The sequence below is a fragment of the Aquimarina amphilecti genome (assembly GCF_900109375.1).
Classification (GTDB): domain Bacteria; phylum Bacteroidota; class Bacteroidia; order Flavobacteriales; family Flavobacteriaceae; genus Aquimarina; species Aquimarina amphilecti.
This window is the reverse complement of the sequence record NZ_FOAB01000001.1, coordinates 820363-833669: the sequence shown is the minus strand read 5'-3', so window position 1 is coordinate 833669 and position 13307 is coordinate 820363. Positions and strand designations below refer to the sequence as shown.

Below are 13307 nucleotides of genomic sequence, written 5' to 3'. Positions count from 1 at the left end.
ATATATTACTACTCATAATATATTTTATTCTTAGTTACATCTTTTTTTAAGCACAATAGTGTGATTTTGATTATTTCGGGGCTTTATTTATTAAGAGTAAATAGAGAATATGAGAGTTAACGAAAAGATTAGGAATATTTCTTTTTGGATAGTTGATTTTGTTTCTGGAGGAAAAGTAAAAAGACATTATCTTGATATCAAAAATATTATAGAAAACCCATTAGATGATACTGTACTTAATAAGCGATCAGAATTTTTAAAGGATATATTAGAACATGCTGTAACATCCACTATATTTTATAAGGATATAAATCCAGAGAGCCTTCTGAATTTCCCTGTAGTAAATAAAGAAATTGTAAGATCTTCTTATCCAAAAATTCAATCTCAAAAACATAAGGATAGAAAAAAAATAGGAGTGTCTACAAGCGGATCTACAGGTGCTTCTTTTACTGTATATCAAGATCTCAATAAAAAGGCTAGAAACACCGCTGATATCATTTACTTTTCTGAAGTGTGCGGATTTAATATCGGATATAAACTATTCTATTTACGTTTTTGGAGTATGTTTAAGAAGAAAAATAAGTTTGCATCCTTTTTTCAAAATATTACAGCAATTGACGTATTTGATTTATCACCAGATTCAGTTAAAGATTTAGTTAATGTTCTAAAGAAAGATAAATCAAATAAAGGAATGCTAGGGTATGCATCATCATTTGATAAAATATGTAAGTACCTAGAGTCAATAAATTCTGAACCAATAAATTGCAAATTAAAATCTGCAATAGGAATGTCTGAACGTTTAGATCCGTTAACTAAGAGATTGATGAAGAAATACTTTGATGTAGATATGGTCTCTAGGTATTCTAATGCAGAGAATGGTATGATTGCTCAACAACCTAATCAAAAAGAATATTTCATCATAAACTGGGCTAGTTATTTTGTAGAGATTTTAGATTTTAATAGCGATACTAGGGTGGAACCTGGTGTATTAGGAAGAATTGTAATTACAGATTTATTTAATTTTGACACCCCAATGATTCGATATGATACTGGAGATATAGGTGTTATGAATTATGAAGAAGATGATATAACAAAACCTGTTTTGACCAAAGTTGAAGGAAGAAAGATGGATATGATACGTAGTACATCTGGAGAGATATTATCAACAAGTATTCTTTTAGTGATTAATAAGTATAAAGAGGTTAAGCAAAGACAAATTATTCAGAAAACAGCTAACCAATACCTTATTAAATTGAAAATAGAAAATGATGTGTTCGAAAAGGAAATTGAATTTGTGGAAGAATTCAAAGAATATCTTGGAGAAGATGCAATGGTTAAATTAGAATATGTTTCTGAAATCCCTTTGCTAAACTCAGGTAAACAAAGAGCAATTATCAATGAATTTAATGCTTGATTAGTTTAGGAAAATAAATTTTATTCGCTTATTGTTTTTTATTAAAAAGTAGTTAATTTAAGTTAAAAAAGTAAAATATACATTGTATATTTGCCAGCGATTCTAACGATAGAATTATAGATATGATGATCACTGCATCCCCCCTGACAGCTATTAATCGTTTATCTATTTTATTTCCCCCGTTTTTTAAGTATAAAAGTATGACATGGAGTTTATTCCGTGGTTTTTATTGTAGTCATTTTTAACTAGAAAAAAGGTGTATAAGTATTTTTTTAAAAGGGTTTTTGATTTTAGTATTTCTTTGATGCTATTGATATGTATTGGTCCTATATTTTTGTTGTTAGTAATGTTTCTGGCAATAGCCAATAATGGAAAACCATTTTTTGTACAAAGACGTCCTGGTAAATCAGAAAAAATATTTAGTATCATTAAGTTTAAAACGATGAATGATCTAAAAGATGATCAAGGTAATTTATTACCCGATAAGGATAGAATGACTACCGTGGGTACCTTCGTTAGGAAAACCTCGCTTGATGAAATTCCTCAACTTATAAATGTGTTAAAAGGTGATATGTCTTTAATTGGTCCGAGACCACTTATTATTGAATACTTACCTGTTTATAACGAAACGCAGAAGAAAAGACACAATGTACGACCAGGAATCACAGGATGGGCACAAGTTAATGGTAGAAATTCTATTACTTGGAAAAAGAAATTCGAATATGATGTTTGGTATGTAGAGAATTATAGTTTTTTGTTTGATCTAAAGATATTAGGGCTTACTTTAAAGAAAGTATTAAAAAAAGAAGATGTTAATTTGTCCAAAGAACTAACATCAGAGTGGTTTAATGGTACTAATTAGTTATATTATAGTAATAAAAAAATGAGTAAGGATTTACAAGTTATAGGCTTAACGAAAAAGATGTTACGTGAAGCTATTGATAAAAATACTTATTGGAAAAATGATTTAGCTCCATTACCTAAAAGTAAGGCTTTGTGGTTAGTTGCTAATAATAGAATTCAGGAAGATGATTATTGCGGCGTAATTGGATATGAAAGAGAAAAGATGATTTCTTTTATTTTCATGTTTCCGGATTTATTGAATGTAAAGGATGGAGATCCTAAAAAAGTGTATTGGATGATTTCTTGGTGGGTGCATAAATCATATAAAGACACAGTATTAGGGACTTATATCTATAATGAAGCTGTTAACCTTACCGGTAAACAAGTTTTAATAAAATCATACGCCGAAAATGTTACTACATTTTATGAGAAACAACCTTTTAAAGTAATCGCTTCAAGATTAAGGTATACCATATTTTTTAGCTTAGATGCGTCTATGTTGATAGGAAGGTTTAAGTTTTTAAAATCATTTAAATTTATATTAGATAGGTTTGATAGTTTTACAGGATGGGCAATTAGATTATTAAATACATCTAAATTCAAGAAAAGTGTAAGTTCGCTTTCATATGAGTTTGTAAACCAGTTAGATAATGAAACTTGGGAATTTATAAAGCCTCTTTTGGATAGTGATCTGATTTATAAGAGTAAAGAGTATGTTAATTGGCAGATTGATGCTAATCAATATTTACAAACTCCAGTACCAGATAAACATCCACATAAATCATTACAGACGGGTATTAGTAATAATATTTATCTTCATAATTTAAAAATTGTTAGAGGAAAAGAAATTATTGGTTTTTTATCTTATGTTATTAATTATAATGAGTTTAATATAAAGTATTTTTTGGTTAAGGATGATCAGAATTACGATGCTTGTGTTGATGCGTTGATGGAAAATTTTGTGAAACAAAAAAGGACATTCATATTCACGGATGACACTAAATTATCCGATAATATCACTAAAAGATACAGGACAATTTTTACTCATAAAGTGACTAAAAAAGGATTAGCACATAACGATACAACAATAGATTCAGAGAATTTTGAAATGTTAAATCGAGATGGTCATTTTTATTAAACCAATTGAATAATAAACAAGCAAATGGAGTTCGTAAAAAGATTACAAGAATCAATAGAAAAGCATGTAGATCATAATGTGTTGTGTATTAATGGTGTTTTCTATACTTATCAAGATTTTGCTTTAGAAATATCCAAAATTAGATTAGCGATTACAACTGAAATTGAGGATTCAGAAAAACTCATTGGTTTAGTTACTAATGATGATCTCCTAACATATGCCAGTATTATAGCGCTGTGGTTAGAGGGGAAGGCGTATGTACCTGTAAATCCAGAAGTTCCTTTTGAGAGAAATGCTAAAGTATTTGAACTTACAGAAACAAAATATGTATTAGATTCTTCTGACAATTCAGTATATAAGGATTATCGCGTTATTGCTTCTAAAGGAATTGTAGATACAGAAATAAATTTAACACCAAAGCAGTTTTCTGGCGATCAATTGGCGTATATTCTCTTTACATCCGGAACTACAGGTTTACCTAAAGGTGTGCCAATAACTTTTGATAATGTACAAGCTTTAGTAGGAGCAATTGATGTAGAATCAACATTCAACCTGATTCCTTCAGATCGATGTTTACAAATGTTCGAACTTACTTTTGATTTTTCTGTAGTTACTTATTTGTTTCCATTGTTATCAGGATCGTGCATGTATACTATTCCTAAAGGAGCAATTAAGTATTTTTATATTTTTAAATTAATTAATGAAGAAAAACTTACTGTGCTAACAATGGTACCATCAATTATAAATTATTTACGCCCTTATTTTGGAGAGATAAATGCTCCTGATGTTAGGTATTGTAGTTTTGGTGGTGGAGCGTTGCATAGTGATATAGCAAAAGAATGGAGTGACTGTCTTCCTAATTGTAAAATATTCAATTACTACGGTCCAACCGAGTTTACTGTGTATAGTGGTTTTTATCCTTATCACAAAAATACAGATACGAAGTCACATAATGGTATAATAGCAATCGGTACTCCACAACAAGATACATTGTATCTTGTTGTAGATGAAAATAATGAAGAGGTTGTTATCGGCGAAACTGGTGAATTATGTTTAGGAGGACCTCAAATCACACCTGGGTACTGGAAGAATGAAGAACGAAATGCTCAAAGTTTTTTTATGAAGAATGAAAATGGGAAAAGCGTTAGATATTATAAAACAGGAGATTTGTGTCTGAAGGATGAAGAAGGAGATTTTTTGTATGTTGGTAGAGCAGATTTTCAAGTTAAAATTAGAGGATACAGAGTAGAACTTGCTGAAATTGAATTTCATGCAAAATTTAAATCAGAGCAGAAAGTAAATATGGTAGCGCTAGATATAACGAATGCTTTAGGTAATGCTGAATTGGGTTTAGCTATCGAATCTGAAGAATTTGATAGTGAATATATCTTTGATTACATGAAAATAAAAATGCCATCTTATATGATACCTATGCATGTTCGATTTATAAAAGAATTTCCGCATAGTATTAATGGAAAGATTGATAGAAAAGAATTAAGAAAACATTTTAATATAAATTAAACAACTAAAAAAAAGACCAATTGATGAGTAGAGAAGAGATTTTATCTAAAGTAAAAACAGCATTTGTTTCTGTGTTAGAACATGAAAATTTTCAACTTTCTGATGAAACTACAGCAAATGATGTAGATGGATGGGAATCTATTACGCATATGATGATTATTACTGAGGTAGAAAAAACATTTAATATCAAATTCAAGTTAATGGATTTGATGAATATGAATAATGTTGGAGATTTGATTAATAGTATAGAATCTGAATTACAAGCTTAGATTTATATGTATAATTCATTTATAAAACGTTTTATAGATTTTGCACTTTGTTTTATAGGTGTCCTTATGCTATCCCCATTAATATTACTTTTAATAGTATTGTTAATGATAGTAAATAATGGCAAACCATTCTTTTTTCAATCAAGACCTGGTAAAAATGAAAGGATTTTCAAGATTATCAAGTTTAAAAGTATGAATGATAAAAAGGATGAACATGGAGAATTACTACCTTTTGAAAAGAGAATTACAAAAACAGGTAAGTTCATAAGAAAATATTCTTTAGATGAAATACCACAGTTGTTTAATGTAATTAAGGGTGATATGAGTTTGATAGGACCCAGACCTCTTTTAGTAAAATATTTACCTCTATACAATGAATTTCAGAAAAAAAGACATGATGTTAGGCCAGGTATAACAGGATGGGCACAGGTAAATGGGCGTAATGCGATTTCTTGGGACGAGAAGTTTAAATTGGATGTTTGGTATACTGAAAACAGAAGTTTTAAACTTGATTTGAAGATTATTTTAATGACCATAAGAAAGGTCCTGTTCAAAGAAGATATAAATAACGGCGAAAATGTAAATATGCCTACTTTTACAGGTAATAATTAACCAATAGAATAAGAAACCACTAAAAACAATATTATAATAAAGTGAAAAATGCTGTAATAATTGGAGCAGGAACTCAAGGTCAGGTATATGCATCTTACCTAAAAGAAGCTGGAGTAAATATTATCGGTTTTATTGATGATAACCCAGATTTAATAGGAAAAGATGTTATTAATATACCTGTTATAGGTAAGTATAAGGATTTATTTTTGGATGAGTTCAAAAACAAAATTCAAGATGTCTATTGTCCTATAGGTGTGAATGCTGTAAGAGTAGAATATTTATCTACCTTAAAAAAAGAAGGATATGGTATACCAGGTTTTTTACATCATACTGTGTCCATAGCTCCTGATGTCACAATAGGAGAAGCAGTCTATATGTTAGCTGGCAATATTGTAATGCCTCATACTACTATTGGCAATTACATAATGATTAATATGGATAGTACTATTGCTCATCATGTTACGCTAGAGGATGGAGTTTTTATGTCTTCTGGGGTTAATATAGGTGCTTTAATAAATGTAAGAAAAAATGCGTATGTTGGTATGGGAGTAACTGCTATGACAGGTGTTAAAGAAATAGGGAAAGAAACATTAATAGGGGCAGGAACAGTAATAATTAAAGATGTTCCAGAATATACGACTGTAGTTGGTAATCCAGCTCGCGTAATAAAAACAAAAAAACCATAGTTTATGGATTTTGAAACGAACCACACAGATATCACTTTTATTGGATCTGGTATCTCATCGTCATTTACCATTTTGCATTTTCTTGATCAGTTAAAAGAAAACCCAATTGATAAGAAAATATCATTAACAATTATAGATAAGTATCCAGAATTTTACACAGGAATACCATATGGTATAAGATCAGGTTTTTCAGTTTTATTAATTACTTCTCTTAAGAATTTTTTGCCAGAACCAGAATTGACCAAGTTTGTAGAATGGCTAAATCTTAATAAAGAATGGTTATTAGAAGAATTTAGATCTGATGGAGGAGAATTGTCATTAGAATGGCTCTCTACACATAAAGAGAGATTAAAGAATAATGAATGGGAAAATTTATTTATACCACGACGCTTTTTTGGATGTTATATTGATCAAAAAATAAAAAATAATATTGAAGAAGCTCAAAAAAATAATAGTATCTCTGTAGATTATATTACTTCTGAAGTAATTGATTTAGAGAAAAATAAAGATGAGTACAGGATAACTCTTCAGAACAAGGAAGAAATCATTTCAGAAAAAGTAATTCTTTCTGTTGGTTCTCTGCCTACTTTGCAATTATGGAAAAATGAGGATTTAATATCGGATGACAATTTAATTTTTATTAATAATCCTTACAAGCCTTGTTTAAAAGAAGTATTAAAAAAACTTGATACTTTCTTAGAAAATAAAGAAGTAAAAGATGTCAATGCTTTAATAGTAGGGGCAAATGCCAGTGGATTAGAAATGCTCTATAAGTTAAATGATTTAGAAAACCTAAAATCTAGAATCAATAAGTTTACATTGCTTTCTACACAGGGGTTATCACCGGATTCGATTATTGATGAAGAAGGTAAAAAAAGATATTCTCCCGAAAACTTAATAGCTCTTGGTAATCATGAGAGTTTAAGTGCCGAACAAATAGCAGAAGCTACATATAAAGATTTAGATATAGCAGATGAAATTCATTTAGGAGCTGCATCAACAGTGGATATTATTTCTAGTGCATTTGGTTCTTTGTTAAGAAAATTAAATGAAGAAGAACTTAGGAAATTTGCCTGTTTATATGGTAATGATATTGGTAGAAGGCAACGTTGTGCTGGATATCATTATTCTAAAACTATTGATATTCTAAAGGAAGAAAGTCGTTTTGAGCATATCGCAGGAAGATTTATTGATATTAAGAAAGGTGCAGATCATCAATACTCTTTAGAATATCTGGATACAAAATCAAAAACAAATAAGATAAGTAAAGATCCGGTACATATTGTTTTTAATTGTATTGGTGGTACAAAGTTAAATGCTTCAGACATACCCACGTTACTGAGCAGAGTTATTGCCAATAAGTTATGTGTTCCTAATGAATCTAATATAGGTTTTGATGTTAATGAATCTCTAGAGGCTTCCGAGAATTTACACATAGTTGGTCCTTTATTAGCAGGTAATATTTTTGATGGGAAAGCAGTATGGCATGTCGAACATTGCGGCAGAATTATATGGCTTTCAAATCTATTAGCTGGAAAAGTATATAATTATTTTAATCAAAAAGTAATGAAGGAATAGCAAAAGAATCAATCAATAAACGAATTACTAATAAACAACCTTAGCATTGGATAAAAACTACAAAATATTAATAAAAGATCTTGATGATGGTTCAGAGGTTTTGAAATACAAATCACTTCTTAAAAAAGAATGGAATAACAATGTCTATTATTCTATAGAGCATTTACGTCATTCCGAAAAAGATTCTGATGAATTGAGATGCTTTTTGTTTGAAAAAAATGATGCCCCAATCATAATGATGCCTTTTGTCTTGAGAAGGATAAAAATAAATGAGAAAGAGTATCCGTATAAAGATGTTATTAGCCCATACGGATATAGTGGGCCGCTTTATAATGAGGATGTTACCTCAGATGATCTTGTGGAGTTTTGGAAACAGGTAGATAGTTGGTATAACCAAAATATGGTGGTAACAGAGTTTGTAAGATTTAGTTTAAACGAAAATCATGAAAATTATTCTGGGTCATTGATAAAAACGTTATCTAATGTAAAAGGACTTTTATTAGATAATTTTGAAGATCAGTGGAATGCATTTCTGCCTAAAGTAAGAAATAACTATAGAAAGGCAGTAAATTATAACTTGGATTTTAAGGTTTTTCATAAAGACCAAATAACTAAGGAAATTATAACGATTTTTAATGATATTTATGTAGCTACCATGACTAGAAATAATGCTGATAGCATTTACTTTTTTTCTAGTACTTATTTTGAAGATCTAATATTATCAAACTTGGATAATTTTTCTATCGTTGTAGTGTATTATGAAGATATACCTATTTCTGTAGAATTAATAATAAACTATAAGGATATAATTTTTGCATTTTTAGGTGGTACCAATGCAGAATATTTTAGTTATAGACCTAATGATTTTTTAAGAGTAAAGGTTATAGAGTGGGCTGTTAAGAATGATAAAAGGCATTATGTTCTTGGAGGAGGAATGAAGGATGGAGATGGTTTGTATAAAAATAAAAAGTCTCTTTTTCCAAAAGATGATGACGTTATGTTTTGTACCGGAAGGAAGATTGTAAATAAAGAGATATATGATGAATTATGTTTGTCATCCAATGAAGAATATAAAAATGTAGACAAAGATGATTTAAAGAATTACTTTTTTCCATTTTATAGATTGAATAATAGATGAAAAAAGAAAGTATAGATTATTTTTTTCAGCTTTATGAAAAATGTACAATACCAAAGATTTTTTCGGAACTACAATCTGAAAAAGATGAGAAACCTATTGTCAACCAGGATTTCAGTAATAATTTGGTAGAAAACCCTGATAGTCTGTATTCTGTTTTTTTTATTCCAGATTATTTAAAACCAAATTTAGACACTACTAATCTGACTGTTAAAAAAGTTGATCAATTTTTTAAAGGTTATGCTATTTTTCTTAATGGTTTCAGTAGTGCAGATGCTTATATTAAACATCGTTTTAGAAGTAATGCTAAAGGAATACGAAGAAGAATTAAAAGATTAGAAACGTGTTTTGATGTTAAATATAAAACATACTATGGAGCCATAGAAAAAGAGGAATATGAACTTTTTATGGATTGCCTAGAAAAAATGCTAGTTAGAAGGTTTGAGGAGCGTAATGATGTAAGCCAAACTCTTTTAAGATGGGATTACTATAAGAAAATGTACTTCTCACTAATTAATGAAAAAAAAGCATCTTTATTTGTTGCATTTAATAATGACCAGCCTATAATAGTTTCCTTAAATCATCATTTTCAGAATAGGTTATTCAGTGCTATATCATCTTATGATATTGATTATTCTAAGTTTAGTTTAGGGAGTGTAGAGATTTATAAAAAATTAGATTGGTTGATAGAAAATGATCATAAATCTTACGAAATGGGGATGGGAGATTTAAGCTATAAGCGTGAGTGGTGTAATCATATATATAATTTTGAACATCAAATTATATATCCCAAAAAATCTGTTCTGGGATATATTAAAGGGAATATCGAGTATGCAAAAGTAATAATTAAGGAGTTTATTTTTAAAAAGACTTATGTACGATATAAAAAATATAAGTCAAAACAGAAGAAAACTCCAGTTGTGTTAATAGATGAGTATGAGGTCTCTCCAATAGAAGAAGCTATATATAACAAAGGATTACCTACTATAGATTATAATATTGATAAATATAAAGGGCTTAGAAGGATAGTTTTTGATTTCTTGTATAAAAGTATTGATAGTGTTAACAATGTTCAGGTTCTAGAAGTATCTGAAAAAGAAAATAGTTATCTAATTGTTGGGAAATCAAAGATGCAAAAAGTGATTTTGAAAAGCTAATCATTCTTTTTTAAGTAAGGTTTCTCGATTAAATATTTACTTATTGCTTTAGCTATTAGTTCTCTTCCGTGATTATTCCAATGTCTATCATAAATAAGTGTTGTTGATTTATTACTATTACTGAAATATACCGAAAAATCGATGTAATTAAATCCATTTTCATTTAGATAAGAGAGAAAAAAAGGACTTGTTATTTTAGAATCCAATAATAATGTAAAACGATTTTTATCATATCCATATTCATTAATCAGGCTATTAAAATTTGCTAAATATTTAGTTTCCTTCTCCTTCTTAATTTGTAATAGTTCTTGTTTATTTAATTCTCGTTTCTTTGGATTTGGTCTTAATACATTCATTAAACGATACATTAATCTTTGTGGTGGATCTAGAATACCAATGCTTTTGCAATAAACTAATAACTTACTCTTTTTAAGAAGCTTGTTCATAGGAGATTCTAGCGCTAAACGGCCCATTACCACTTCATATTTCCCTCGATTGAGATCATTAGAAAACTTTATTCCTAAAATTATTTGATCTATTTTATCAAATTGCTCCTTGTACGCATTAACAAGGTGTAATTGATCAGCAAAATCATACCCTGCGTATCCATATTCGTAAACTTCAATATCTGGTATTGAATTCTCAATTTTCTTTCCAATAGAGTTGTAATAGTTTTGATGAAATCCCTCTATAAAAGAATCCCCAACAAGTGCAATTTCAATTTTATCATCTGTTGGAGTAAACTCTCGATAAGAATTATATCCAGATTGATTTATATGATATTCCGAGAAATTTTGTTTTCTATTTCCAGTAACAGAAAACCCTTTTTGATTAGGCACCCATTTTTCTACTTTAGATTCGTCCAGAAAACGAGTAGGAGTATCTTTTGCTAAATGAAAAACACGAACTAATACTTCTAATACAATTAGTATAAGAAGGAAATATAATACGCTTTTTAGGATAAGTTTTTTCATTTGTGCATTGATTATTTGTTTTTAAAATTGGAAATAAATAAATGACCGATCTATGTTATCATCAAAGAAAAGTAGCATTGCGAGGATTACTAAAGCATAAGCTATGAAACGAATTATCTTCGATTTAAATTTAAAAGGAGCTCTCTCATCCCTTCTTATTCTAAATTCGTATAGAATAAAAAGAGTTAAAAGTATAAAATAATCTATCATACGATAGCCTAGTGGGTGTTCATATATTTCAAAACTAAAATTGCTATATAATTGTTTCAAGAAACCAAAAGCATCTGTAATTGATTCCGATCTAAAGAATACTCTTGAGAAAGTTATAAGAGAGAAGGTGAGTAGTATTTGAGATATTTCTTTGATAGAAGGAAACCATCTATTTTCTGAAACTACATTGTTCATATAGATTCTATTACGCCCCATAAGAAAAACCGGAATGTACAAAACTGCATGAATTGCTCCCCAAACAATAAAGGTCCAATTAGCTCCATGCCAAAAACCACTAACTAAAAAAATGATAATGATATTTCTTACGGATTTTAGTTTGCTAACTCTACTTCCTCCAAGAGGTATGTATACATAATGTCTAAACCAAGTAGATAGAGAGACATGCCATCTTTGCCAGTACTCAGCAACATTTCTAGAAAAGTTTGGAAACTTAAAATTAGACATTAACTCGATTCCAAATAGTTTAGAGGTACCTATTGCTATATCCGAATATCCGCTAAAATCTCCATATACTTGAAAGCTAAAGAGAGTAACACCTAAGATAAGTGTAGAGGCTGGATAGTTTTGGTAATTAGCAAATACGTCATCTACGATAGGAGCTATTGAATCTGCTATAACCACTTTCTTAAAAAGCCCCCAGATAATTAGTTTTAACCCTTCTTTACATTGAGTATAGTTAAATTTTCTTTTTGTGGTAATTTGAGAAAGTAAATTAGAAGCTCTTTCAATTGGTCCAGCTACTAGTTGGGGGAAAAAGCTTACAAATGTTGCAAATGATATAAAATCTTTAGTAGGAGTTAATCGTTTGTAATAAATATCCAAGGAATAGGACATTGTTTGAAATGTATAGAAAGATATTCCTACCGGAAGTATAATTCTTAAAGTCCAAGAACTTTTTATTTCGTATCCAAAAATAGTAACCAAATCTATCCAAGAATCAATAAAGAAATTGTAATATTTAAAAAAACCTAATAGGCCAATATTAAAAACAATACTGATCCATAACCATCTTTTTTTCAGTATTTTAGATTCATTATTGTAAATAAATTGCCCAACTATAAAGTCAACAATTGTACTCGCCAAAATAAGAAATAAAAAACGCCAATCCCACATTCCGTAGAATACATAACTGGCCATCAGAATAAAAAAATTCTGAAGCTTTAGGTTTTTATTAAATAAAAGCCAGTAAATAACAAATACTACTGGTAAAAAAATGAAAAAATCTAAAGAATTAAATAACATGAGTGATCATTAATATAAAATTCGGGGGGATTTATTTAAATATAATTATCTAGGTAGTTCTTTTTTTGAAGCGTGTAAATTTTATTTATTTAATTTAATAAATCAAGAATTATTTTATTTTTTTTAATAACTCCTTTCAAATAAGGTGTTTTATTTTTAATTGTATGTTCACGAGGGGTAAAACCCCTTGTGAGAAACAGGTAATTCCTTTCTTATTTGTCAAATTTTACCAGTATAATTGCATAGAGTAGGAGGTGTATGGAAAGTAGGAAATTACTTATATTTTTTTTAATAAAATATGTTTAAAAAATGTTAAAAGAGTTGTTTTTAGGTGGTTCAGCTAGTTTATTTGATTTTCACTGTAGGTTTTTACGTGTATCTCGTGTAAGAATATATAGTAATTTTCTTACGGTAAACCCCTTGTTTAAGAAGTAATTGTAAACCAGCTATGCTGTTAAACGCATTTTTTAAGTATTCTATCTAAAATATGAGTTTTTGTGGTGATAT

General features: G+C 29.1%; 12 protein-coding genes. 10 read left to right on the top strand and 2 right to left on the bottom strand.

The genetic code is table 11. The features are described 5' to 3' along the window. Positions 1–109: 109 nt before the first annotated feature. From BMY33_RS03675 to BMY33_RS03630, 10 genes are all read left to right on the top strand, one after another. Positions 110–1414 carry a phenylacetate--CoA ligase family protein gene (locus BMY33_RS03675; protein WP_091405753.1) on the top strand — a complete coding sequence of 435 codons (1305 nt, stop codon included), beginning with the start codon at positions 110–112 and terminating at the stop codon, positions 1412–1414. A gap of 256 nt (positions 1415–1670) precedes the next feature. Further along, positions 1671–2276, top strand: a complete 606-nt coding sequence (locus BMY33_RS03670; protein ID WP_091405750.1) for a sugar transferase — start codon at positions 1671–1673, stop codon at positions 2274–2276. Positions 2277–2297: 21 nt separating this feature from the next. Beyond that, entirely contained in the window at positions 2298–3395 is a 1098-nt protein-coding gene (locus BMY33_RS03665; RefSeq protein WP_091405746.1) for a hypothetical protein, read from the top strand. Positions 3396–3419: 24 nt separating this feature from the next. Next, complete coding sequence (locus tag BMY33_RS03660) at positions 3420–4916, top strand: AMP-binding protein (RefSeq protein ID WP_091405743.1); 1497 nt, start codon at positions 3420–3422, stop codon at positions 4914–4916. A 23-nt stretch (positions 4917–4939) separates the two neighbouring features. Then, positions 4940–5185 (top strand): acyl carrier protein, encoded by a 246-nt coding sequence (locus BMY33_RS03655; RefSeq protein WP_091405740.1) that lies wholly within the window; start codon positions 4940–4942, stop codon positions 5183–5185. Between the two features lie 6 nt (positions 5186–5191). Then, entirely contained in the window at positions 5192–5797 is a 606-nt protein-coding gene (locus BMY33_RS03650; protein WP_091405736.1) for a sugar transferase, read from the top strand. Positions 5798–5838: 41 nt separating this feature from the next. Next, complete coding sequence (locus BMY33_RS03645) at positions 5839–6483, top strand: NeuD/PglB/VioB family sugar acetyltransferase (protein ID WP_091405733.1); 645 nt, start codon at positions 5839–5841, stop codon at positions 6481–6483. A 3-nt stretch (positions 6484–6486) separates the two neighbouring features. Next, the gene (locus BMY33_RS03640; protein ID WP_091405731.1) at positions 6487–8061 is read left to right on the top strand and encodes an FAD/NAD(P)-binding protein; all 1575 of its coding nucleotides are present in this window, start codon (positions 6487–6489) and stop codon (positions 8059–8061) included. A 46-nt stretch (positions 8062–8107) separates the two neighbouring features. Then, positions 8108–9199: a GNAT family N-acetyltransferase gene (locus tag BMY33_RS03635; RefSeq protein WP_091405728.1), complete on the top strand. Its 1092-nt coding sequence runs from the start codon at positions 8108–8110 to the stop codon at positions 9197–9199. Then, complete coding sequence (locus tag BMY33_RS03630) at positions 9196–10353, top strand: GNAT family N-acetyltransferase (RefSeq protein WP_091405726.1); 1158 nt, start codon at positions 9196–9198, stop codon at positions 10351–10353. Before BMY33_RS03635 ends, BMY33_RS03630 begins: the two co-directional genes overlap by 4 nt. Here the strand turns inward: BMY33_RS03630 and BMY33_RS03625 are convergent. Both BMY33_RS03625 and BMY33_RS03620 read right to left on the bottom strand, forming a co-directional pair. Further along, positions 10350–11327, bottom strand: a complete 978-nt coding sequence (locus tag BMY33_RS03625; protein ID WP_091405723.1) for a hypothetical protein — start codon at positions 11325–11327, stop codon at positions 10350–10352. The genes BMY33_RS03630 and BMY33_RS03625 overlap by 4 nt on opposite strands. A gap of 21 nt (positions 11328–11348) precedes the next feature. Further along, entirely contained in the window at positions 11349–12800 is a 1452-nt protein-coding gene (locus BMY33_RS03620) for an MBOAT family O-acyltransferase (RefSeq protein WP_091405720.1), read from the bottom strand. Positions 12801–13307 lie beyond the last annotated feature (507 nt).

What these genes read in the sequence shown, in the direction of transcription:
- BMY33_RS03630 (WP_091405726.1), top strand. Translation starts at nt 9,196, where the DNA reads ATGAAAAAAGAAAGTATAGATTATTTTTTTCAGCTTTATGAAAAATGT.
- BMY33_RS03620 (WP_091405720.1), bottom strand. Translation starts at nt 12,800, where the DNA reads ATGTTATTTAATTCTTTAGATTTTTTCATTTTTTTACCAGTAGTATTT.
- BMY33_RS03655 (WP_091405740.1), top strand. Translation starts at nt 4,940, where the DNA reads ATGAGTAGAGAAGAGATTTTATCTAAAGTAAAAACAGCATTTGTTTCT.
- BMY33_RS03650 (WP_091405736.1), top strand. Translation starts at nt 5,192, where the DNA reads ATGTATAATTCATTTATAAAACGTTTTATAGATTTTGCACTTTGTTTT.
- BMY33_RS03665 (WP_091405746.1), top strand. Translation starts at nt 2,298, where the DNA reads ATGAGTAAGGATTTACAAGTTATAGGCTTAACGAAAAAGATGTTACGT.
- BMY33_RS03625 (WP_091405723.1), bottom strand. Translation starts at nt 11,327, where the DNA reads ATGAAAAAACTTATCCTAAAAAGCGTATTATATTTCCTTCTTATACTA.
- BMY33_RS03660 (WP_091405743.1), top strand. Translation starts at nt 3,420, where the DNA reads ATGGAGTTCGTAAAAAGATTACAAGAATCAATAGAAAAGCATGTAGAT.
- BMY33_RS03640 (WP_091405731.1), top strand. Translation starts at nt 6,487, where the DNA reads ATGGATTTTGAAACGAACCACACAGATATCACTTTTATTGGATCTGGT.
- BMY33_RS03675 (WP_091405753.1), top strand. Translation starts at nt 110, where the DNA reads ATGAGAGTTAACGAAAAGATTAGGAATATTTCTTTTTGGATAGTTGAT.